Origin of the sequence: Comamonas sp. w2-DMI, assembly GCF_040187735.1 — a bacterium.
Taxonomy (GTDB): Bacteria; Pseudomonadota; Gammaproteobacteria; order Burkholderiales; family Burkholderiaceae_C; genus Comamonas; species Comamonas terrae.
Genome location: NZ_JBANEL010000018.1, coordinates 40,322 through 63,725, shown reverse-complemented (window position 1 = coordinate 63,725; position 23,404 = coordinate 40,322). Strand labels below are relative to the sequence as shown.

Genomic DNA, 23,404 nt, shown 5'->3' with positions numbered 1-23,404 from the left:
CATCATGCAAGACTGGAACCCCGCGCTGTATCTGCGCTTTGCCAATGAGCGTACGCGCCCGGCCGCGGAGCTGCTGGCGCGGGTGCCTCTGGTCGCGCAACCGGACCGCAGCCTCCACGTCGTGGACCTGGGCTGCGGGCCCGGCAACTCCACCGAGTTGCTGGTCGAACGTTTCGCCGGTGCCCAGGTCCTGGGCATCGACAATTCCGAAGCCATGCTGGAGGCGGCGCGCCAGCTGCTGCCCCAGGCCCGCTTCGCATACGGCGATATCGCCACCTGGGCGCCTGAAGCAGGCCAGCCCGCCCCCGACCTGATCTATGCCAACGCTTCCCTGCAGTGGGTGGGCGGGCATGAGCAGCTGATTCCCCGTCTGCTGTCGACGCTGGCCCCTGGCGGCGTGCTGGCCGTGCAGATGCCCGACAACCGCGAGGAACCGACGCACCGGCTGATGCGCGAGGTCGCCAGCCTGCCGCAGTTCGCGCCCCATATCGGCGAAGCGGACAAGGTGCGCACCGAGATCCTGCCCATACGTGCTTATTACGATCTGCTGGCCGCGCCCGGGCGCGGGGTGCAGAGCGTGGATGTGTGGCACACCGTCTACCAGCACCCCATGGACTCGGCCGCCGCCATCGTGCAATGGCTGCGCGGCACCGGACTCAAGCCTTTTGTAGAAGGCCTGCCCGCCGGGCTGCAGGCCGAGTTCCTGGCCGAATACGAGCGCCGCGTGGACGCCGCCTATCCCGCGCGTGCGGACGGCAAGCGCCTGCTGGCATTTCCCCGTCTCTTTCTGGTGGCGCAGCGCAAGCCATGACTGCCCAACTCGTACATCCCGCCCGGGTCCTGCTCGATGCGCAGGGCGGCGCCCGGCGCCTGCCCGTCTGCGATCACTACAGCGGCGTGGAAGCGCGCATGCGCAAAAGCCTGCAACTGCAGGCCGAGATGCTGCAGGAGTTCGGTGCCTGCGTGTTCGACGTCACGCTGGACTGCGAGGACGGCGCTCCCGTGGGACAGGAACTGGCACATGCCCGCTTGGTGGCCTCGCTGGCCAATGGCGCCGTGGCCGCCACACCCGGCGTGCGCGTGGCAGCCCGCGTGCATGCGGCCGACCATGCGGCCTTCCAGCAGGACATGGACATCATCGCCGGCGAGTCCGGTGAGAGCCTGTGCCACATCATGGTCCCCAAGGTGGAAAGCGTGGACGATGTGCTGGCTGCCGAAAAAGCCCTGCAGCGCGCATCCGGAAAGCGCATACCGCTCCATGTTTTGATTGAATCGCCGGCGGCCGTGCACCGTGCCTTCGACATTGCCGCGCATCCGCTGGTGCAGAGCATCTCGTTCGGACTGATGGACTTCGTCTCGGCCCACGGCGGCGCGATTCCCGCGTCGGCCATGACGGCCCAGGGCCAGTTCGAGCACCCGCTGGTGGTGCGCGCCAAGCTGGAGATCGCCGCGGCCTGCCATGCCCACGGCAAGGTGCCTTCGCATTGCGTGGTCACCGAATTCAGGAATCCCCAGGCCCTGGAGGCCTGTGCGCAGAAAGCCGCGCGCGAACTGGGATACACGCGCATGTGGAGCATCCACCCGGACCAGATCCGTCCCATATTGCGCGCTTTTGCGCCTGCCGCTGACGAGGTGCGACAGGCGGCACAAATTCTTACCTCTGCGGCAGTGCAGAATTGGGCCCCCATCAGTTTGGATGGGGTATTACATGATCGCGCGAGCTATCGCTATTTCTGGCAGTTGCTGGAGCGCGCTCACCAGACAGGGCAGGCCTTACCGGATGCGGTGCAGCCGTGGTTTGCTCCTGAACCAACCCATTGAACCTCAAGCAAAGTCTGCAGGAGCCTTTCCTATGAAGACCCTCATCGCCACTCTTTTGATCGCAGCCCCCCTGGTTGCAGCCAGCTCCTTCGCCCAGGCCCAGGGCACGACCCCGGCCAAGGCCACTGCCGCAAAGAAGACGGTTCAAAAGACGGCCAAGAAGCCTGCTGCCAAGAAGGGCGCCAAGGCTGCGGCCGGCGCTGCAGCCGCCGGCACAGCAGCCGCTGCCGTGGCTGCGGCTCCTGCCGCCCCGCTGTCCACCGAGGAGCTGGCCGTATCCGAACGCGTGTTCAAGGGCCGCATTCCCTGCGAACTCGGCGCCTATGTGAACGTGACGGCCGACAGCACCAATCCCGGCTACTTCTTCGTGGACGGCCGCGGCTTCAAGTACCACATGTCGCCCGTGAAGACCACCACGGGCACGGTGCGCCTGGAGGACAAGGCCGCCGGCGCCGTGTGGCTGCAGATCGCCAACAAGTCCATGCTCATGAACCAGAAGGCCGGCCAGCGCCTGGCCGACGAATGCATGAGCCCCGAGCAGCAGCAGGTGGCAGAAGCCATCAAGAAGAACCCGCCTCCCAGCCTGCTGGACGCGCCCAAGCCCGCCCAGTAAGGCGATAGAGCGCAACGCGCGCAGCCGCAGAGCCGCCATGCCCGCCCGTGGCGGTTCTGTGTAGCGTGCCTGGCGCACAGCCTTTTTCTAAAAACCATTGGAGAGAACCCATGTTGAAAGCCTACCGTGACCATGTGGCCGAACGCGCCGCATTAGGCATCCCCCCGCTGCCTCTGGATGCCAAGCAGGTCGCCGAGCTGATCGAGCTGATCAAGAACCCGCCCGCCGGCGAGGAAGCGTTCCTGCTCGACCTGCTGACCCACCGCGTGCCTCCGGGCGTGGACGACGCGGCCAAGGTCAAGGCTTCCTTCCTGGCCGCCGTCGCCCACGGCGACATCCAGGTGGGCCTGATCTCCAAGGCCAAGGCCACCGAGCTGCTGGGCACCATGGTCGGCGGCTACAACGTGCATCCGCTGATCGAGCTGCTGGACGACGCCGAAGTCGCCGCCATCGCCGCCGAGGGCCTGAAGAAGACCCTGCTGATGTTCGACTACTTCAATGACGTGGCCGCCAAGGCCAAGGCCGGCAATGCCAAGGCCCAGGAAGTGATGCAGTCGTGGGCCGACGCCGAGTGGTTCACCTCGCGCCCCGAAGTCGAGAAGAAGATCACCGTCACCGTGTTCAAGGTGCCCGGCGAGACCAACACCGACGACCTGTCGCCTGCGCCCGATGCCTGGAGCCGTCCCGACATCCCGCTGCACTACCTGGCGATGCTCAAGAACACCCGTCCCGATGCGGCCTTCAAGCCCGAGGAAGACGGCAAGCGCGGCCCCATCCAGTTCATCGAGGACCTGAAGAAGAAGGGCCACCTGGTCGCCTACGTGGGCGACGTGGTCGGCACCGGTTCCAGCCGCAAGTCGGCCACCAACAGCGTGATCTGGGCCACGGGCGCCGACATCCCCTTCGTGCCCAACAAGCGCTTCGGCGGCGTGACGCTGGGCGGCAAGATCGCTCCCATCTTCTTCAACACGCAGGAAGACTCGGGCTCGCTGCCCATCGAAGTCGATGTGTCGAAGATGGAAATGGGCGACGTGCTCGACATCTTCCCCTATGACGGCAAGATCGAGAAGAACGGCGAGAAGATTGCCGACTTCGCGCTCAAGAGCGACGTGCTGCTGGACGAAGTGCGCGCCGGCGGCCGCATCAACCTGATCATCGGCCGCTCGCTGACCGCCAAGGCCCGCGAAGCCCTGGGCTTGCCCGCATCGACCGCCTTCCGCCTGCCCCAGGCGCCTGCCGAGTCCAAGGCCGGCTTCACGCTGGCCCAGAAGATGGTCGGCCGCGCCTGCGGCCTGCCCGAAGGCTTCGGCGTGCGCCCCGGCACCTACTGCGAGCCGCGCATGACCACCGTGGGCTCGCAGGACACCACCGGCCCCATGACCCGCGACGAACTCAAGGATCTGGCCTGCCTGGGCTTCAGCGCCGACATGGTGATGCAGTCCTTCTGCCACACCGCGGCCTATCCCAAGCCCGTGGACGTCAAGACCCACCGCGAGCTGCCCGCCTTCATCTCCAACCGCGGCGGCGTGGCCCTGCGTCCCGGCGACGGCGTGATCCACAGCTGGCTCAACCGCCTGCTGCTGCCCGACACCGTGGGCACCGGCGGCGACTCGCACACGCGCTTTCCCATCGGCATCTCCTTCCCCGCGGGCTCGGGCCTGGTGGCCTTCGGCGCCGCCACCGGCGTGATGCCGCTGGACATGCCGGAGTCCGTGCTGGTGCGCTTCAAGGGCGAAATGCAGCCCGGCGTGACCCTGCGCGATCTGGTGCATGCGATTCCGCTGTACGCGATCAAGGCCGGCCTGCTGACCGTGGCCAAGGCCGGCAAGAAGAACATCTTCTCCGGCAAGATCCTGGAAATCGAAGGCCTGCCCGACCTGAAGGTGGAACAGGCATTTGAACTCTCGGACGCCTCGGCCGAGCGCTCGGCCGCCGGCTGCACGATCAAGCTCAACAAGGAGCCGATCATCGAGTACCTGAAGTCCAACGTCGTGCTGATGAAGAACATGATCGCCGACGGCTATCAGGACGCGAAGACGCTGCAGCGCCGCATCGAGAAGGTCGAGGCCTGGCTGGCCAAGCCCGACCTGCTCGAGGCCGACAAGGACGCCGAGTACGCCGCCGTGATCGAGATCGACCTGGCCGACATCAAGGAACCCATCGTCTGCTGCCCCAACGACCCCGACGATGCCAAGTTCCTGTCCGAAGTGGCCGGCACCAAGATCGACGAAGCCTTCATCGGCTCGTGCATGACCAACATCGGCCACTTCCGCGCCGCGGCCAAGCTGCTGGGCGGCCAGCGCGACATCCCCGTCAAGCTGTGGGTGGCGCCGCCGACCAAGATGGACCAGAGCGAGCTGATCAAGGAAGGCCACTACGCGGCCTTCGGCACGGCCGGTGCGCGCACCGAAATGCCGGGCTGCTCGCTGTGCATGGGCAACCAGGCCCAGGTGCATGAAGGTGCGACGGTGATCTCCACCTCGACCCGCAACTTCCCCAACCGCCTGGGCAAGAACACCAATGTGTTCCTGGGCTCGGCCGAGCTGGCCGCCATCGCCTCGCGCCTGGGCAAGTTGCCCACCAAGGAGGAATATCTCCAGGAAATGGGCGTGATCGATGCCGACAAGGCCAGCGTCTACCGCTACATGAACTTCGACCAGATCGAGGAATACGCGGACGTCGCCAAGGGGGTGACCGCCTAAGCTGCCGGGGCCCTTCGGGGCCCGCCGCTAAAAGCCCGCGGGATGCGAGTCCCGCGGGCTTTTTTCTTGTGCGCCCAGCATGGGCGCACTCCTACGGGGGCAAGTCCCGTCGTAAGTTAGTCACAACGAACGAAGCGAAGCGCAACTGCATCAGGGCGCCTGAGCCTTAGGATGCGGGCCCTGCCTCGTGGCGGATCGGGGCGCCGAGGAAGCGCAACTGCTCCCCCAGGGCTTGCAGATCCGCAGCGCTGAGGCAGCCCTGCGGATCACGCACCACAAAACCCTGATCGTCATCGAAGCGCACCTGGGGGCTGGCAGACAGGGGTATGGCCTTGCGCTGCAGCAGCGTGGCAAGCTCCGCTTCCAGATAACGCTGCCTGGCCAGGTTGCGCAGCTCGGGCTTGAAGACCTTGCCCACAGTGGTGAGGGGCAGAGCCGGCAGGATTTCCACATACCGTGGTCTTGCCGGTGGCTCGTCCACATGCCGGGCCGCGTAGTCGCGCAGCGCTTGCGCATCCGCATGCCGGCCTTCCACCAGGGTGACAAAGGCGACCGGGACTTCACCCGCATAGGGGTCGGGTGCGCCTACCGCAGCGCAGGCCTTGACGGCCGGGTGGCTTTCCAGAACCTGTTCGATCGCCTGCGGGTCGATGTTGTGGCCGCTGCGGATGATGAGATCCTTGGCGCGGCCATTGAGCCTGAGCAGGCCGCCGGGCGACAGCGAACCCAGGTCGCCCGAGATCAGCCAGCCGTCGTCCGTGAGGTAGCTGGCCTTGTCGATATTGCCCAGATAGCCCTGGAAGAGATTTGGCGATTTGAAGAGAACCATGCCGGTTTCCCCCGGCGCGGCCTCGGCAGCCGTGGGCTTGCCGTCGGCGTCCAGCTGGGCGATGCGGATCTGGGCGTGGGGCGTTCTGAAGCCTACATGGCCGACGCCGGCATGCACGCCCAGGGGCGTGATGGTGGAGATGCCGGTCATCTCGGTCATGCCCAGGCTTTCGTGGACATGCAGGCCGGTGCGGGCCTTGAAGCGCCGCGCCGTTTCCTCGCTCAGGGGCGCGGCGCCGGTTCTGAAGTAGCGGATGGAAGAAATATCCGCATCGCCCAGCTCCAGGTCCGCCAGCGATGACAGCACCGTGGGCACGGCGGACATCACCGTGGGCCGGTAGCGGTCCACCAGTTGCCAGAAGCGGGAGATGACTTGCTTGTTCCTGAACAGCTCCGTGGTCGGAACAATGACTTGCGCACCCGCCGAAAAGCAGGCCAGGGCACCCGGCAGCACGCCGGCCACGTGGAACAGCGGATAGCCGTTGATCGTGCGGTCATCGCGGGTCAGGCCCTGCATCTGCACGCTGGCCCAGGCCGTATAGACCTGGGCGCCATGGGTCTGGGCCGCCAGCTTGGGGGCGCCGGTGGTGCCGCCGGTATGGAAGTAGGCGGCGGTGTCGCTGGAGCGTATGGTTCGCGCGGAGACCAGCCGGTCTGCGGGCTGGGCTGCCATCAGAGTGGCAAGGCTGTGAACCTCTGCCCGCATGCCTGCCTGCCTGCCCGCGGTATCGGGCACCATCCCCGCATGGCTGACATACAGCACATGCCGGACTCCGGTGTCCAGCCTGGCGATCTTGCGCCAGATGCCCGCGCTGTCCTCGTCGGCCCAGGCGATCAGCACCTTGGCCTGGGTGGCGTTGAGAAGGGAAGAAATCTTCTCGTCCGACAGCAGCGGGTTGATGGGCTGCGCAATGCCCGCGGCCTCGGCGCCCCACAGCGCAAAGTGGTACTCGGCGCAGCCCGGCAGCAATATCCCCACCGCGTCCCGGGGGCCGACCCCCAGGCTGTGCAGCGCGTTGGCCACCTGGTTGATGTGGCCCAGCAGTTGGGCATAGGTGTGGTGTACGGGTTGGCAGCCGGCATCGGGCGTGGCGAAGAAGCTCAGCGCAATGCCTTGGCCATGCAGCCGCGCCGAGGATTCGAACAAGGCGTGGGTGGACTGGGGCTCGATCAACTGATCGAGCGGTGTCCGCTCTATGGCTTCGATGTCGGCAAGGCTTTGCAGAGGGCGTATGGGCTGGAACATGGGATGTGGCCCGTGAGGGCGGGCCAGGTGCAGGGCTGAGAGCGGAGAGGGCTGTTATTCGGTGCCGATGCGGTTGTCCTTGACCACCTTGCCCCAGCGCGTGAAGTCGGACTGGATCAGCTCCTGTGTTTTCGCGGGGTTCAGGTAGGCGGGGACGACACCGATCTGCTCGAAGCGCCTGGCCAGTTCGTCGCTGGCAAGAATCTGCTGCGATTCCGCGCTGACGCGGTCGATGATGTCCTGCGGCGTGTTTTTGGGCGCGACCAGGCCGCCCCAGGATGAGGCTTCATAGCCGTCAAAGCCTTGCTCGGCCATGGTCGGCACGTCCGGCAGCACCTTCACCCGCGATGGCGTGCCGACGGCCACCGCCGCCAGGCGGCCGCTTTTGATCTGCGGCAGCGCCGTGACCATGTCGGCATAGATGACGGGCACCACGCCGCCCAGCGTGTCGTTCATGGCCGGGGCGCTGCCCTTGTAGGCCACATGCTGCATATTGGTCAGGTGGTTGGTCTTCATCAGCTCCATGCTCAGGTGCCCGGAGCTGCCCGTGCCCGAGCTGGTGTACATCAGCGGCTGGGCGGCGGCCTTGGATTTGGCGAACAGGGATTTCAAGTTGCTCACGTCCGGCAGCGAGTTTTTGTTGACGGCAATGACGTTGGGCAGGTCGTAGATCTTGGTGACCGAGGCGAAGTCGGTGGCGGGGTTGAACCTGGCCGTCTTGAAGAAATGCGGGGCCAGGATGGTCGGCGTGACCATCATCATGAAGGTGTAGCCATCGGCCGGCGTGTTCATGAACTGGCCGGCGGCAATGGCGCCCGATGCGCCGGGCCGGTTGTCCACCACGATGGCCTGTCCCAGCCGCCGGCCCAGGGCCTCGGCATAGACGCGCGCCGCCGAATCGGTGGGGCCTCCGGCGGGAAAGGGCACGACCAGCTTGACCGGGTGGTCGGGCCAGCCGGCCGCCGAGGCGTTCTGGGCGCACACAGCCGCGATCAGTCCCATGGCGGCCAGCGCCGGGATGCGCAGAATCTTTGAACATGCCAATGCCATTTTGTCTCCTGGTTTGTCGGTTGCCAGCGAAGCTCTGCTTTCTTTATGCTGCCATTTTGCGAACAAAATCCGTCTTGACAATGGCAGGGCTGGTTTACATAATGGTCAAGAATATTTGACATGAACTTGACGTGAGCGAGCGGCGACATGGATTTGCAGGCCTTGAGCATCCTGGTGGAAATCGTGGAGGGCGGAAATCTCAGCCAGGCCGCGCGCACGCTGAACATGTCCAGGGCCAACGTTAGCTATCACGTGGCCCAACTGGAAAAATCCCTGGGTGCCGAGCTGCTGCGGCGCACGCCGCAGGGCGTGGAGCTGACCGGCATAGGGCGCGAGATCTACGAGCACGCGAGAAACATCGTGCAGCAGTCCGTGCTCATGCGCGAAGCGGTCAGCGCCAGCGAAGAGCGCCTGGTCGGAAAGATCAGCCTGAGCGCGCCAACGGGCTACGGGCAACTGGTCATGGGGCCGTGGCTGATCGAGTTCAAGAAGCTCTATCCTGGCATCGTTCTGGACGTGCGGCTGGAGAACTTCATCGACAACCTGGTCAAGGACGGCGTGGACGTGGCCATCCGTGTCACTGCGGAGCCGCCGCCGATGATGGTGGCGCGGGACCTGGGGCCGCTGAGCTACACGCTTTGCGCCTCGGCCGCCTGGGTCGCCAAGCACGGCCTGCCCAGGACGCTGCCCGAGCTGCGCGGCACGCCCATCATCACTTCGGGCGGCGTCAGCGGACGGGTGCGCCTGCATGTGCGTGCCCTGGCCTCGGAAGGCGGGGCGGAGGAAGAGATGGAGTTCGTGCCCACGCTCATGTCGCGCAGCTATCCCTTTTTGCGCGACTGCATCCTGAGCGGCACGGGCCTCGGCCTGGTGCCCGATTACGTGATCCGGCCGCATATCGAATCGGGCGAGGCGGTGCAGGCCCTGGCCGGCCATCGGTTCAGCATAGACCGCAATCACATGTACCTGATGTACACGCCCAACCGCCACCAGTCGCGGGCCATGGTGACTTTCATCGACTTTCTCACCGACAAAATGGGGCTGCCGCGAATGGTCAGAGGCGAACTCATGGAGCGGGGCGCAGCCTGAAGCCCGGGGCGCATCTCCATGCTTATCAAAAATGAGAGCTGCTGCCGCTTATCCATCCGAAAATCTGAATGCTTTCAACGGCAGATTTGTTGCTGGATGCGCGGTGCAAGCTATGTTTTTTCTTATACCCGCTATCCGTTTCCAGGCATGAATCTTTGCCTGCAGGCAGGACAATAGGCCCGCCGCTTAAAATCAGCGGTTGCGCCGAACTGGCGCATCCTCCGCAACCATGGGTTCCCTCGCCCCCATCGACCAAAAAGGACTGTCATGACATCCGCTCATGCCGTGCAGACGCCATCGTCGCGCGTGCCCTTCTACCTCTCTGTGCTCGTGGCGTTCCACATCGCCATCGTCATCGCCAGCAACTATCTGGTGCAGCTGCCGATCACGCTTTTCGGCTTTCACAGCACCTGGGGCGCCTTCAGCTTCCCGTTCATCTTCCTGGCCACCGACCTGACGGTGCGCCTGATCGGCAAGGCCGAGGCGCGGCGCGTGATCACGCGCGCCATGCTGCCCGCGCTTCTCGTGTCCTATGTGGTGGGCGTGCTGTTCCATGAAGGCCGCTTCAACGGCTGGGACGCGCTGCAGAGCTTCAACAGCTTCGTGTTCCGCATTGCGCTGGCCAGCTTTGCCGCCTATGTGCTGGGCCAGCTGCTGGACATCCAGGTCTTCGACCGCATCCGCCAGAAAAGCCATGCCTGGTGGCTGGCGCCGGCAGCCGCCTCGGTGTTCGGCCAGGTGCTGGACACGGCGGCTTTCTTCTCGATCGCCTTCTGGCACAGCAGCGATGCCTTCATGGCCGCCCACTGGGTGGAGATCGCCATGGTCGACTACGTGATCAAGCTGGCCGTGAGCCTGCTGCTGTTCGTGCCCGCCTATGGCGTGGTGCTGGCCACCATCGTGCGTGCCATGCGCATGCCGGCGGCGCCGGCGACGGCAGCGTCCTGAACGCAGCCTGTGCTTGCACCGTCGCAGCCCCTCTCCGCAGGGGCGTTTTTTTTGGAGGCTGCCGTGGCCATGAAAAAGGCCGCCTGCAGGGGCGGCCTTCGAAGAGCAGGGCACCTGCGCGTTCAGGCTTGGCTCTGCAGATAGTTCTCCAGCCCCACTTTGTCGATCAGCCCCAGCTGCTTTTCCAGCCAGTAGGCATGGTCTTCCTCGGTGTCGCGCAGCTGGGCCAGCAGGAGGTCGCGGCTCACGTAGTCGCGGTGCTGCTCGCACAGCGCCATGCCTTGCTGGAGGCCGGCGCGCACCTCGTATTCGGTGTCCAGGTCCTTGCGCAGCATCTCGGGCACGGTCTCGCCGGGCGTGAATTCCTTGGGGCGCATGTCGGGGCGGCCGCCCAGCATCAGGATGCGGCGCAGCAGCGCGTCGGCATGCTGGGTCTCTTCCTGCATCTCGTGGTCCAGGCGCGTGAAGAGCCTGGTGAAGCCCTGGTCTTCGTAGATGCGCGAATGCACGAAGTACTGGTCGCGCGCCGCCAGCTCGCCGCGCAGCAGGTCCTTGAGGTAGTCGACGACTTCGGGATGGCCTTGCATGTTTGTTGTTCTCGGTGAATGGGAAAGCCTGGAGTATCCGGTACCTGCCTCCCGAAGCCGCCGGCAGCTATCAATTCCCGAGCGCGCATGCTCTGGATGCGGGCCGTAAGCAGATGCATTCGCATTGCTTGGGCAGGTCTTCTGGTGGGCCGGACGGCTGGCGATGAGCGGTGGTATGTGGGCAGGAGCTAAATTGCGGCTGGGCGACGTCGGCGTCAGGCTGCTGGGAGCATTGATGGCAGCCGTGGCGCTGCCGAGCATTTGTAGCAGGCAATGCCGGCATGCCACAATCCACACCTGCCTGAACTGCGCCTTCGCCGTGCCTTTGCGTTCAACCTGCCTGTCGTCCCCCTACCTGCGCTGGCTAGCCTGTCTGCTGGCGTTGCTGCTGCTTTTCGGCGAACAAGGGGAACTGCGCCACGTGCTCTCGCACCTGCCGCAAACTGGCGTGGCATTTTCCGACGCCGGCCGCGGTACCGAGCAGCCGCCTGCGTCGGACCATGCCGTTTGCCCCGAATGTGCGGCGTTTGCCGCGCTGGATCTGGATTTGGCCTTGCCCGTGCTGGTGCTCTGGGCCCTGGGTCTGGCCCTGCGCTGGCATTTCCCTCCTGTCTGGCCCTGCGCCGGCACTCCGGTATTCGCGGTGGCCGTGCGAGCGCGCGATCCCCCATCCAAGCCTTGAATCCTGTTTTTGCCCTCCGGCCCTTGCACTAATGGAAATGCACGGGTCGGCGCTCATTACATCCGCTCGATTCAAAGGTTTGCCATGACTCCTTTCCCGCCCCGTACGCTGGTGGCGGCGCTTACTGCCGTCCTGCCCGCCCTGGCTTCCGTTTCTGCGCTTGCGCAGCAAGCCGCCAGGCCTTCCCCATCTTCCGAAGTGCCGGACGACACCGTCACAGTACAGCCCAGTGCCTCAGCGGGCAGCCTGGGTGAGGTGCGCGTGAGCGCCAAACGCCTGGATGCGGCGCGCAACGCGCTCTCGCCAGACACCGGTAGCTCCCTCTACAATTTCAACAGCGATGACATCGCCCGCCTGCCGCAGGGCGCGGCCACACCGCTGAACCAGGTGCTGCTGCAGGCGCCAGGCGTGGTACAGGACTCGTATGGCCAACTGCACGTGCGTGGCGACCATTCCAACCTGCAGTACCGCATCAACGGCGTCGTGATCCCGGAGCCGATCAGCGGCTTCGGCCAGATCCTGGACACGCGATTTGCCAATCAGATCAACGTGCTCACGGGGGCGTTGCCCGCGCAGTATGGATATCGCACGGCAGGCGTGATCGATATCCAGACGAAGGGCGCAGCCTCCGACGAGGACGGGCCGACCAAGCCCTTTGGAGGCGAAATCGGCACGGTACTGGGCAGCAACGGCCGGCGCGAATTCAATGCCCAGGTACAAGGCGCGCAGGGGCCATGGAGCTATTACCTGAGCGGCACGCTGGCCGAAAGCAACCTGGGCATCGAAAACCCCACGCGCAACCGCAGCGCCACCCATGACCACACCACGCAGAACAAGTCCTTTGGCATGCTGTCGTACATGATCGATGCCGACAGCCGTGTGGGCCTGATGTTCGGCACGTCGAACGGGCGGTTCCAGATTCCCGCGAGGCCAGGCCTGGCGCCCCAGTTCACGCTCGACGGGGCAGTGCCTCCGGCCTCGCAGGATCTGAACGCCAATCAGCGCGAGCAGACGGATTTCCAGATCCTGTCGTACCAGCACAAGGTGTCGTCGCAGCTCGATTACCAGGTCTCGTTGTTCCGTCGTTCGAGCCGGACCGACTACATGCCCGATCCGGTGGGCGACCTGGTCTACAACGGCGTGGCCGCCAACATCACGCGCAGCAACAGCGCCTACGGCCTGCAAAGCGATGCCAGCTACCGGCTGAACGACCGCCACACGCTGCGTGGCGGCCTGTTCCTGCAGCGCGAGCGCTACGGGGTAGACAACAGCTCACAGGTCTTCCCGGCCGACGACAGCGGTGCGCAGACCAGCGGCGTACCGATGGCCATCGCCGACAACGCGCGTGGCTCGGGCTCCACGGTCGGCGTATATCTGCAGGACGAGTGGAAGCCGACGGACAAGCTCACCGTCAATTACGGTGCGCGCTACGACCATGTGAACACCATCGTCAGCGAGCAGCAGATCAGCTCGCGCCTGGGCGTGACCTACGACTGGTCGAGCCGCACGCGCCTGCACGCCGGCTACGCGCGCTATTTCACGCCGCCCCCGACCGAGAAATTCGACGCCACGACAGTAGCCAAATTCCTGGGTACGACGAATGCGCTGCCATCGGACGCCAACACCGCCGTGCGTTCAGAGCGTTCCAACTACTTTGACGTCGGCGTTTCGCACCAACTGACGCCGAACCTGACACTCGGGCTCGACGCCTACTACCGCGACGTGCGCCATCTGCAGGACGAAGGCCAGTTCGGCAACGCGCTGCTGTACTCGGCGTTCAACTACGAGCGCGGCCGCATCTACGGCATCGAGGGCTCGGCCAACTACCGCCAGGGCAATTTCGGCGCCTACCTGAACGTGGCCATTTCGCGGGCCATGGGCAAGGGCATCGAGACCGGGCAGTTCAACTTCGATGCCGAAGAGCAGGCCTACATCAACAGCCACTGGGTGCATCTGGACCATGACCAGCAGCTGACGGCTTCGGGCGGCGTGTCCTACCTGCAGGCGGGCACCACCTGGACGGCGAGCGCGCTGTTCGGCTCGGGCCTGCGCAACGGCTTTGCCAATACCGAGCATTTGCCCACCTACTGGCAGGTGAACGTGGGAGCCGCGCGCGACTTCGATTTGCCCATGGTGGGCAAGCTGAAAACGCGTGTGTCGGTACTGAACCTGTTCGACCGCAGCTACGAACTGCGCGATGGCACCGGCATCGGAGTGGGCGCACCGCAGTTCGCTCCGCGCCGCACCTTGCTGGTATCGGTCAGCAAGCCGTTCTGACCGTCATTCCTCTTCGTGCAGCCGACCCAGGCCGGCTATCCGGAAGGTGCGCCATGCGTCCGCATATGGCATTCCTGGTGGCCATCGTCGGCTGCACAACGACAACCCGTCATTGGACAGCCGCTGGCGCAGATGCTCGGAGTCCGCCATGGTGCGGTAGCCGACGCGGCCGGGTGGCCATATCAAACAGGCCGGCGGTTCAAGGCAGCACGTTGGTCAATGAGGAACAGTCTTCATGAGAGGCCGTGACCGGGCCTCCTCAAAGCTCGGCCGCGGCCTGCTGCAGGCAGGCCAGCAGCGCCTGCACCAGCGGATTGTCCGGTGTGCGGCGCCACATGGCCAGCATCTCCGACGAAGGGTGCGAGCCCTGCAGCGGGCGGAACGCCAGGCGCGGCATGCCCACGCGCTCCAGCGCCGCGGGCACCAGGGCCACGCCCTGGCCCAGCGAGACCAGCGAGATCACGGACAGCCAGTGCCGCACCTCGTGCCGCACCTCGGGCGCGAAGCCGTGCGCCAGGCACATCTCGTAGATGCGCTGGTGGTAGGCCGGCGAGACCAGGCTGGAAAACAGGATCAGCCGGTCGTTCCTGAGCTCGGCCAGGTCGACGGCCGCGCTGGCATGCAGGGCATGGTGCGCGGGCAGGCAGACCACGAAAGGCTCTTCCACGATGAGCTGGCTGGCAATGCCTTCGGGCGGCTGGATGGAGTGGACCAGGGCCATGTCCAGCCGCATCTGCTGCAGGTCCAGGATCTGCTCGGCGCTGTTGGCCTCCAGCATGTCCACGCGTACCTGCGGATGGCTTTGCTGGAATTGCTCCAGCGCCTGGGGCAGGCCGCGGTACAGGCTGGAGCCGACAAAGCCCAGGCGCAGATGGCCGCGCGTGCCCTGGGCCACGTCGCGGGTTTCCTGCGCGGCCTGCCGGCTCAGCGCCAGCAGCTGGCGCGCCTTGCCCAGCAGATGCTCTCCGGCGGCCGTGAGCCGCACGCCCTTGCTGCTGCGCTCGAACAACTGGGCCTGCAGCTCTTGCTCCAGCTGCCTGATCGCCACGGACAGCGGCGGCTGCGAGATCGACAGCCGCTGGGCCGCGCGGCTGAAGTGAAGCTCTTCGGCCAGGGTGACGAAGTAGTGCAGCAGCCGCAGTTCCATGGTGCTTATTGATATTCAAAAAATATTGAGAAAGATTTTAATAATATTTGACGCGAATACATGAGGGTGCTGAAATTTGCGGCAAATGATTCCGGCAGGAGACCCGATGTCCGTCAATGCAGCCCACCCGGTGCCAGACCGCCACGGCGCCAATTTCTATACCACCGACACCGAGCTGCAATTGCTGCTCGAGCTCTACCTGCCGGCCGACCTGCTGGCCCACCTGCAGCCCTACCTGCGGCGCATGGGCGAGCTGGCCGGTGGGCGCATCGACGAGCTGGCCGGCATTGCCGACAAGAACCCGCCCACGCTGGAGCACCGCACCCGCTCGGGCCTGGACCGGCAGCGCATCGTCAAGCACCCGGCCTACGAGGAACTGGAGCGCATCGCCTACGGCGAGTTCGGCCTGCAGGCCATCTCGCACCGCGATGACATGCTGGGCTGGCAGGGCAGGATGCCGCCGGCCGTCAAATACGCACTGACCTACCTGTTCGTGCAGTCGGAATTCGGCCTGTGCTGCCCGCTGTCGATGACCGATTCGCTCACGCGCACGCTCAAGAAGTTCGGCGCGCCCGAACTGGTGAACAAGTACCTGCCGCAGTTGCTGTCGCTGGACTGGGACGAGCAGGCGCAAGGCGCCATGTTCATGACCGAGCAGGCTGCCGGCTCCGACATCGCCAACACGCTGACCATGGCCTATCCCCAGGCCGACGACTCGTGGCGATTGACCGGCGACAAGTGGTTCTGCTCCAACCCCGATGCCGAGTTCGCCATGGTGCTGGCGCGCGTAGAAGGCGGGGCGCCGGGCATGAAGGGCATTTCGCTGTTCCTGCTGCCGCGCACCCTGGACGACGGCAGCGCCAACCACTACCGCATCATCCGCCTCAAGGACAAGCTGGGCACCAAGTCCATGGCCAGCGGCGAGATCCGCATGGACGGCGCCGTGGCCTATCTCGTGGGCGAGCAGGGCCGCGGCTTCGTGCAGATGGCCGACATGGTCAACAACTCGCGCCTGTCCAACGGCGTGCGCTCGGCCGGCATGATGCGCCGCGCCGTGGCCGAGGCCGAGTTCATCGCCCATGAGCGCATCGCCTTCGGCAAGAGTCTGGAAGACATGCCGCTGATGCAGCGCCAGCTCGACAAGCTGCGCGTGCCCGCCGAGCAGGCGCGCACCATGGTGTTCCAGACCGCGCAGACGCTGATGCGCTCGGACGCCGGCGAGGAGGGCGCCTATGCGCTGCTGCGCATCCTCACGCCCATGATCAAGTTCCGCGCCTGCCGCGATGCGCGCAAGGTGACCGGCGACGCCATGGAAGTGCGCGGCGGCTGCGGCTACATCGAGGAGTGGAGCGACCCGCGCCTGGTGCGCGATGCCCACCTGGGCTCGATCTGGGAAGGCACGAGCAACATCGTGGCGCTGGACGTGATCCGCGCCATCAGGCGCGAAGGCTCGCTGCCGGTGCTGCAGCAGCACCTGCGCGGCCTGCTCGAACAGGCCAGGCTGGTGCCCGGCTACCGCCAGGCGCTGGAAGCCGCGCTGGCCCGCGCCAGCGCGCTGGCCGAGAAGGCGGCGCAAGAGGGCGGCGATGTGCTGGCCCGCCAGGCCGCCACGGGCCTGTACAACTGCACCACGGCCATCGCCATGGCCTGGGAGGCCGCGCAGACCGGCTCGGCCGAGCGCCTGCGCCTGTCGCAGCTGGTGCTGCTGCACCGCGTGTTGCCGCGCGATCCGCTGGAGGCGGCCGAGATGCCGCCTGCTTGGCAAGAGTGAATCAATGAATAAAACGGCTCTGGCGCAATACAGACAAGCGCCATCAGCTATGTATTTTGAAAGCCGACACCGATCGGCGTACCCACCAAGGAGACAAGAGATGAACATCAGCCGCCGCCTGCTGGCCGCAACCGTTGCAGCCGCCAGCGCCGCCCTGTGCATGGGCGTATCTTTGAATGCCGTGGCCGCGGAGAAATTCCCCGAGCGGCCCATCATGTTCATCGTGCCGTTCCCGCCCGGCGGCCCCACCGATGCCATGGCCCGCATCCTGGCCACCGAGCTGACCAGGGAACTGGGCCAGAGCGTGATCGTGGAGAACAAGGCCGGCGCCGGCGGCAACATCGGCGCGGACTACGTGGCCCGTGCCAAGCCGGACGGCTACACGCTGATGTTCGGCACCTCGGGCCCGCTGGCCATCAACAAGCCGCTGTATAAGTCCATCAGCTACGACCCGCGCACCAGCTTCACGCCCATCATCTACGTGGGCTACCTGCCCAATGTGCTGGTGGTGCGGCCGGACCTGGGCGTGGGCAACGTCAAGGAGCTGATCGCACTGGAAAAGAGCAAGCCCGGCAAGCTCAACTTCGCGTCTTCGGGCAACGGCGCCTCGTCCCATCTGGCGGGCGTGCTGTTCAACGGCATGGCCGGCACCCAGCTGCAGCACGTGCCCTACAAGGGCACGGGGCCGGCGCTCAACGACCTGCTGGCCGGCCAGGTGGACATGACCTTCACCGACATTCTCACGGCCATGCCCTATATCAAGGCCGGCAGGGTTTTGGCCCTGGGCGTGGCCACGGCGAAGCGCTCAAGCGCCATGCCGCAGATCCCCACGATCGCCGAACAGGGCCTGGCCGGCTATGACGTGAGCGTGTTCTTCGGCGTGGTCGGTCCCAAGGGCATGCCGGCGGACCGGGTGGAGCTGCTCAACCAGGCCTATGCCAAGGCGCTGGACTCCGAGAACGTGAAGAAGGCATTTGCAGCCCAGGGCCTGGAGCGCGGCGCGGACACCAAGCCCGCCTATCTGGCCAGCTTCGTGAAGACCGAACTCGACAAATGGAGCGAGGTGGTGCAAAAGGCCGGCGTAAAGCTGGATTGATGCAGCCGTGCCCCGTCCACATGGAGAAATTCCTCGCATGAACACACCTCTTTCCCCTGGCGCGCTGCAAGGCGTCAAGGTGCTGGACCTCTCGCGCATCCTCGGCGGCCCGTTCTGCGGGCAGATCCTCGGCGACCATGGCGCCGACGTGCTCAAGGTGGAGCCGCCGCAGGGCGACGACACGCGCACCTGGGGGCCGCCGTTCAAGGATGGCGTGGCCTCGTACTACTTCGGCCTGAACCGCAACAAGCGCATCCAGTTCCTCGACCTGTCCGCGCCCGCAGGCCAGCAGCGCGTGCGCGAGCTGATGGCCGAGGCCGATGTGGTGCTGGAGAACTTCAAGGTCGGCACCATGGAGAAGTGGGGCATAGGCTACGAGCAGATGCGCGAAGAGCTGCCGCACCTGGTCTGGTGCCGCGTCACGGGCTTTGGCGCCGACGGTCCGCTGGGCAGCCTGCCCGGCTACGACGCCGCCATCCAGGCCATGGCCGGCATCATGAGCATCAACGGCGAGGCCGGCGGCGATCCGCTGCGCGTGGGCCTGCCGGTGGTGGACATGGTGACGGGGCTGAACGCCACCATCGGCGTGCTGCTGGCGCTGCACGAGCGCGGGCGCAGCGGCCAGGGCCAGCTGGTGGACGCGTCGCTGTACGACTCCGGCCTGTCGCTGCTGCATCCGCATGCGGCCAACTGGTTCATGGGGCGCAAGGTGCCGCAGCGCTCGGGCAATGCCCATCCCAACATCTACCCCTATGACGTGGTGAGCACGGGCGGCGCCCCCATCTTCCTGGCCGTGGGCAACGACCGGCAGTTCCGGCTGCTGTGCGGCCATGTCGGCCAGGAGGCTCTGGCGCAGGACGAGCGCTTTGCCACGGCGGGCCAGCGCTCCGTCCACCGCGCCGAGCTCAAGGCCTTGCTGCAGCAGGCCTTTGCCGGATTCGACGGCGTGAAGCTCGCCGACGAGCTGATGGCCATCGGCGTGCCCGCCGCGCCAGTGCTGGACGTGCAGCAGGCCCTGGAGCATCCGCATACCGCGCACCGCGAGATGGTGGTGAAGATGGGCGAATACCAGGGGCTGGGCGCGCCGGTCAAGCTCGGCCGCACGCCGGCCAGCTATCGTTTCGCGCCCTTGAGCGAAGGGACGGATTTCCTGCCGGATTCCGGAGTTTGAACTTTGGCTCCTGCCACCCGGGCCCGCCGCGTGCGGGCTTTCTTGCTCCTGAAAACGAACATGGCCAAGGTGGATAGTGTGGCGTCCCACACCCTGGCGGGGCAGTTGTGTGCACAATGGAATGCGAAAGCGTTACCCCCTGTGTTCTGTCGATGGAGAGTCTCACGATGTCGCATGCTTTTGCCAAAACCCTGAAGTCCTTTGAGCTTGCCGATGGCAAGAAAGGCCGGTTCTACTCCCTGCCGGCCCTGGCCAAGCAGTTTCCCGAGATCAATCGCCTGCCGGTGTCCATCCGCATCGTGCTGGAATCGGTGCTGCGCAATTGCGACGGCAAGAAGATCACGACCGGGCATGTGGAGCAACTGGCGCGCTGGCAGCCCAATGCCGAGCGCGTGGACGAGATTCCCTTCGTGGTCTCGCGCGTGGTGCTGCAGGACTTCACGGGCGTGCCGCTGCTGGCCGACCTGGCCGCCATGCGCAGCACGGCCGCCAGGCTGGGCAAAAAGCCCAAGGCCATCGAGCCCCTGGTGCCTGTGGACCTGGTGGTCGACCACTCCATCATGGTCGACTACTTCGGCACCAAGCAGGCGCTGGACCTGAATATGAAGCTGGAGTTCCAGCGCAACCAGGAGCGCTACCAGTTCATGAAGTGGGGCATGCAGGCCTTCGACACCTTCGGCGTGGTGCCGCCGGGCTTCGGCATCGTGCACCAGGTCAATCTCGAATACCTGGCGCGCGGCGTGCACAAGGCCAGGAACGGCAAGGGCGAAGGGCCTGTGTACTACCCCGACACCCTGGTCGGCACCGACAGCCACACCACCATGATCAACGGCATCGGCGTCGTGGCCTGGGGCGTGGGCGGCATCGAGGCCGAGGCGGCCATGCTGGGCCAGCCGGTGTACTTCCTCACGCCCGACGTGGTGGGCTTCGAACTGACGGGCAAGCTGCGCGAAGGGGTGACGGCCACCGACCTGGTGCTGACGGTGACCGAAATCCTGCGCCGGGAAAAGGTGGTGGGCAAGTTCGTCGAATTCTTCGGCGAGGGCACGCGCAGCCTGGCCGTGCCGGACCGCGCGACGATCGGCAACATGGCGCCCGAATACGGCGCGACCATGGGCTTTTTCCCGGTGGACGACAAGACCATCGACTACTTCAAGGGCACCGGCCGCACCAAGAGCGAAATCGATGCCTTCGAGCGCTACTTCAAGGCGCAGGGCCTGTTCGGCGTGCCCAAGGCCGGCCAGATCGACTATTCGCATGTGGTGAGGCTGGACCTGTCCACCGTCGCTCCCAGCCTGGCGGGCCCCAAGCGGCCGCAGGACCGCATCGAGATCGGCAACGTGGCCGACACCTTCCGCACGCTGTTTTCCAAGCCGGTGGCCGACAACGGCTTCAACCAGGCGCCGGAGCTGCTGCTGACCCGTCATCTGCTGGAGGCGCCGCACCAGGAGCGCGGCGTGCGCATGCGCGACAACCCGCCCACACCCATGGCCGCGCCGCGCTTCGAAGTGGAGATGGAGGCCAACAAGCCGACGCCGATGTCGGCGCATCCGCTGTCCGGGGCACCGGTCGAGGCCGGGCCGGTCACCATCGGCAACGGCGACGTGCTGATTGCCGCCATCACCAGCTGCACCAACACCTCGAACCCCAGCGTCATGCTGGCAGCGGGCCTGCTGGCCAAGAAGGCCGTGGAAGCGGGGCTCAAGGTCAAGCCGCACATCAAGACCTCGCTGGCTCCCGGCTCGCGCCTGGTCACGCGCTACCTGACCGAGGCCGGCCTGCTGCCCTACCTGGAGAAGCTGGGCTTTGCGCTGGCCGGCTATGGCTGCACCACCTGCATCGGCAATGCGGGCGACCTCACGCCCGAGATCAATGCCTCCATCCAGCAGAACAACCTGGTCTGCGCGGCCGTGCTCTCGGGCAACCGCAATTTCGAGGCGCGCATCCATCCCAACATCAAGGCCAATTTCCTGGCCAGCCCGCCGCTGGTCGTGGCCTATGCGATCGCGGGCACCGTGCTCAAGGACCTGATGACCGAGCCCGTAGGCCAGGGCAAGGGCGGCAAGGACGTGTACCTGGGCGACATCTGGCCCAGCAGCGAGGAAGTGCATGCGCTGCTCAAGTATGCGATGAACGGCAAGGCCTTCCGCAGCAACTACGAGCAGGTGGCCAGCGACCCCGGCAAGCTCTGGGAGAAGATCCAGGGCGTGACCGGCGCCACCTACACCTGGCCCGAGAGCACCTATATCGCGGAGCCGCCGTTCTTCGAGAAATTCACTCTCGAACTGGAAGCTCCTGCCGCAGATGCGCAAAGCCCTGCAGGGCAAAAGGCTGCAAGGAATGGCAATCCCTACGCGGTGCACGGCGCGCGCATCATGGCGCTGTTCGGCGACTCCATCACCACCGACCACATCTCGCCGGCCGGCTCCATCAAGGAAAGCTCTCCCGCGGGCCAATGGCTGCTCGCGCATGGCGTCCAGAAGACCGACTTCAACAGCTACGGATCGCGCCGCGGCAACCATGAGGTGATGATGCGCGGCACCTTTGCCAACGTGCGCATCAAGAACCTCATGATTCCGCCGCTGGCCGACGGCTCGCGCGAGGAGGGCGGAGTCACGCTGTACCGCGACGACCATGGCGTGACCGAGAAGCTGTCCATCTACGATGCGGCCATGAAGTACCAGACCGCAGGCCGCGCCACCGTGGTGCTGGCCGGCGAGGAGTACGGCACGGGCTCCAGCCGCGACTGGGCGGCCAAGGGCACGCAGCTGCTGGGTATCAAGGCCGTGGTGGCCCGCAGCTTCGAGCGCATCCACCGCTCCAACCTGGTGGGCATGGGCGTGCTGCCGCTGCAGTTCAAGGGCAGCGACAGCTGGCAGACCCTGGGCCTGACGGGCGAGGAGTTCATCGACGTGATCCCTGCCCCCGACCTGGCGCCCCAGAGCGATGCCCAGCTCGTGATCACGCGCGCCGATGGCAGCAAGCAGACGGTGATCGTGAAGCTGCGCATCGATACGCCCATCGAGGTCGACTACTACCGCCATGGCGGCATCCTGCCCTACGTGCTGCGGCAGCTGCTGGGCGAGTGACAGCCCGCTCAAACCGCAAAGGGCCGGGTGCATGCCCGGCCCTTTTGCATTGCCGAGGCTCTGTCAGATATGGAGCATCGCCAGCCCGCCCACGCCCAGGCCGAGCACGGCCACGCCGAGCATGGCGTATTCCAGCCATTTCTTCTTGGTCAGCAGTGCGATGGCAGCCAGCGCAATGGCCACCTGCAGCGCGGTGGTGGCCTGGGCCCAGCGATGGTGCAGGTGCATCTGCATCTCGGACTGTTCGTCCCAGTGCTTGGCCTCGCGTTCCAGCCGGTCGGCGTCGCGCTTGATATCGTCCTTTTCCTTCTCATAGCGGTCCACCTTGGCCTGGTAGGCTGCACGCCTGTCATCCGTGGCGGCCAGGTCGCGCGCGAACTCGGCCAGCGACTGCTTGGTGCTCTTGGCCTGGTAGAAGGCCCACTGGTTGGCGGCCTCGGTCTTCTTGATGGCCGCATCGTTTTTATAGAGTCCGGCATTCGCCTGGGTGGCGCCGCCCATGTACGAGAAGATGGCGCCCACCGTGGCGATGACCGCCGTGCACATGGCGATCTGGTTGGTCAGGCTGCCGCCGCCGATGCCATGGTGGGCGGTTGCGCCATGCTCGCCTTCGGCGGCGTGCTCGAGCTCGTGATCGTGTGGGCCATGGACGTGAAAGCCGTCGGAAGACATGTATGCCAAATCCTTGATTGAGGGGTGGCGCGGATTATGAGCCCTGCAGGACCGTACTCCAGGGAGACCCTTGGGCTGAGTGCTGCCCGTATCGCTTGGCGGCGCCATGCGCAGCAGGTCGAGGCAGGCTCCGGCAAGAGGTCTCCCCGCCAGAAAAAAACCGGTTCTCCAACCGGTTTTTTTCTGGGTGCAGGAGGCTCAGGACTTCTTGCGCTGGCACATGCCCAGGGAGTTTGCTGCCTCGCGCTCCACCGTGAAGAGGGCTGTGGCAATGCAATGCCTGCCACAGTAACCTCGGAACGCGCTACAGCCGGCGCAGGCGAGGGCGCCCAACTGGCGCGTAGACGGGGAGGGATGCACGGGTGAAATTATGTTTTTTTTGCAACAAGGCGAAATTATCTCGAATGCGCGCGCAGCCTACTGGAGGCCGAAAGCGATCGCCTCGTGCGCTGGCTTGCAGAGGGTGGCAAGGTAAAACGCCAATATCCAGCAGCAGGCCGGAAGGTTATTTTTCATAAACATTGCGGCGCGGCTTGCGTGGGGTACATGCCTGCACAAGCTGCGCCGCATCCGGCGCTTTCCCGCATCCCCGGTTTGTTCCGCCTTGTCCCTTGC

General features: G+C 65.5%; 17 protein-coding genes. 12 read left to right on the top strand and 5 right to left on the bottom strand.

Annotated elements, in window-relative coordinates; all coding sequences use genetic code 11:
• Positions 1–4: 4 nt before the first annotated feature.
• The 4 genes from tam (at position 5) to acnB (ending at position 5,136) form a co-directional block, all read left to right on the top strand.
• The gene (gene tam / locus V8Z74_RS17980) at positions 5–811 is read left to right on the top strand and encodes a trans-aconitate 2-methyltransferase (protein WP_066481192.1); all 807 of its coding nucleotides are present in this window, start codon (positions 5–7) and stop codon (positions 809–811) included.
• A complete protein-coding gene (locus V8Z74_RS17975; protein ID WP_349710466.1) occupies positions 808–1,821 on the top strand; it encodes an HpcH/HpaI aldolase/citrate lyase family protein in 1,014 nt (337 codons plus the stop codon). The genes tam and V8Z74_RS17975 overlap by 4 nt, the downstream gene beginning before the upstream one ends.
• 31 nt (positions 1,822–1,852) lie before the next feature.
• Positions 1,853–2,434, top strand: a complete 582-nt coding sequence (locus V8Z74_RS17970; RefSeq protein WP_066481202.1) for a hypothetical protein — start codon at positions 1,853–1,855, stop codon at positions 2,432–2,434.
• 110 nt (positions 2,435–2,544) lie between these two features.
• Positions 2,545–5,136, top strand: coding sequence for a bifunctional aconitate hydratase 2/2-methylisocitrate dehydratase (acnB, locus tag V8Z74_RS17965; RefSeq protein WP_349710465.1), 2,592 nt, complete (start codon positions 2,545–2,547; stop codon positions 5,134–5,136).
• Positions 5,137–5,302: 166 nt separating this feature from the next.
• Here the strand turns inward: acnB and V8Z74_RS17960 are convergent, their stop codons facing one another.
• Both V8Z74_RS17960 and V8Z74_RS17955 read right to left on the bottom strand, forming a co-directional pair.
• Positions 5,303–7,210: an acyl-CoA synthetase gene (locus tag V8Z74_RS17960; protein ID WP_349710463.1), complete on the bottom strand. Its 1,908-nt coding sequence runs from the start codon at positions 7,208–7,210 to the stop codon at positions 5,303–5,305.
• 54 nt (positions 7,211–7,264) lie between these two features.
• Positions 7,265–8,260: a Bug family tripartite tricarboxylate transporter substrate binding protein gene (locus tag V8Z74_RS17955; RefSeq protein ID WP_502879576.1), complete on the bottom strand. Its 996-nt coding sequence runs from the start codon at positions 8,258–8,260 to the stop codon at positions 7,265–7,267.
• Between the two features lie 147 nt (positions 8,261–8,407).
• On the opposite strand from V8Z74_RS17955, the gene V8Z74_RS17950 reads away from it, so the two are divergent.
• Both V8Z74_RS17950 and V8Z74_RS17945 read left to right on the top strand, forming a co-directional pair.
• Positions 8,408–9,349: a LysR family transcriptional regulator gene (locus tag V8Z74_RS17950; RefSeq protein WP_349710462.1), complete on the top strand. Its 942-nt coding sequence runs from the start codon at positions 8,408–8,410 to the stop codon at positions 9,347–9,349.
• Between the two features lie 267 nt (positions 9,350–9,616).
• Entirely contained in the window at positions 9,617–10,297 is a 681-nt protein-coding gene (locus tag V8Z74_RS17945) for a 7-cyano-7-deazaguanine/7-aminomethyl-7-deazaguanine transporter (protein WP_349710461.1), read from the top strand.
• 122 nt (positions 10,298–10,419) lie between these two features.
• Here the strand turns inward: V8Z74_RS17945 and bfr are convergent, their stop codons facing one another.
• On the bottom strand, positions 10,420–10,884 hold the full coding sequence (gene bfr, locus V8Z74_RS17940; protein WP_066481217.1) for a bacterioferritin: 465 nt from the start codon (positions 10,882–10,884) through the stop codon (positions 10,420–10,422).
• A gap of 319 nt (positions 10,885–11,203) precedes the next feature.
• Between bfr and V8Z74_RS17935 the strand changes: the two genes are divergently transcribed.
• Complete coding sequence (locus V8Z74_RS17935) at positions 11,204–11,566, top strand: hypothetical protein (protein WP_349710460.1); 363 nt, start codon at positions 11,204–11,206, stop codon at positions 11,564–11,566.
• 84 nt (positions 11,567–11,650) lie between these two features.
• Positions 11,651–13,843, top strand: a complete 2,193-nt coding sequence (locus tag V8Z74_RS17930) for a TonB-dependent receptor (protein ID WP_349710459.1) — start codon at positions 11,651–11,653, stop codon at positions 13,841–13,843.
• A gap of 259 nt (positions 13,844–14,102) precedes the next feature.
• Here the strand turns inward: V8Z74_RS17930 and V8Z74_RS17925 are convergent, their stop codons facing one another.
• Entirely contained in the window at positions 14,103–14,990 is an 888-nt protein-coding gene (locus V8Z74_RS17925; RefSeq protein ID WP_349710458.1) for a LysR family transcriptional regulator, read from the bottom strand.
• Between the two features lie 106 nt (positions 14,991–15,096).
• On the opposite strand from V8Z74_RS17925, the gene V8Z74_RS17920 reads away from it, so the two are divergent.
• From V8Z74_RS17920 to V8Z74_RS17905, 4 genes are all read left to right on the top strand, one after another.
• On the top strand, positions 15,097–16,761 hold the full coding sequence (locus tag V8Z74_RS17920; RefSeq protein WP_349710457.1) for an acyl-CoA dehydrogenase family protein: 1,665 nt from the start codon (positions 15,097–15,099) through the stop codon (positions 16,759–16,761).
• A 100-nt stretch (positions 16,762–16,861) separates the two neighbouring features.
• A complete protein-coding gene (locus tag V8Z74_RS17915) occupies positions 16,862–17,857 on the top strand; it encodes a Bug family tripartite tricarboxylate transporter substrate binding protein (protein ID WP_349710456.1) in 996 nt (331 codons plus the stop codon).
• A 37-nt stretch (positions 17,858–17,894) separates the two neighbouring features.
• Positions 17,895–19,028, top strand: coding sequence for a CaiB/BaiF CoA transferase family protein (locus tag V8Z74_RS17910; RefSeq protein WP_349710455.1), 1,134 nt, complete (start codon positions 17,895–17,897; stop codon positions 19,026–19,028).
• Between the two features lie 167 nt (positions 19,029–19,195).
• Positions 19,196–22,117: an aconitate hydratase gene (locus tag V8Z74_RS17905; protein ID WP_349710454.1), complete on the top strand. Its 2,922-nt coding sequence runs from the start codon at positions 19,196–19,198 to the stop codon at positions 22,115–22,117.
• 63 nt (positions 22,118–22,180) lie between these two features.
• Here V8Z74_RS17905 and V8Z74_RS17900 read toward each other — a convergent pair whose 3' ends face one another.
• On the bottom strand, positions 22,181–22,789 hold the full coding sequence (locus tag V8Z74_RS17900) for a DUF4337 domain-containing protein (RefSeq protein WP_349710452.1): 609 nt from the start codon (positions 22,787–22,789) through the stop codon (positions 22,181–22,183).
• Positions 22,790–23,404 lie beyond the last annotated feature (615 nt).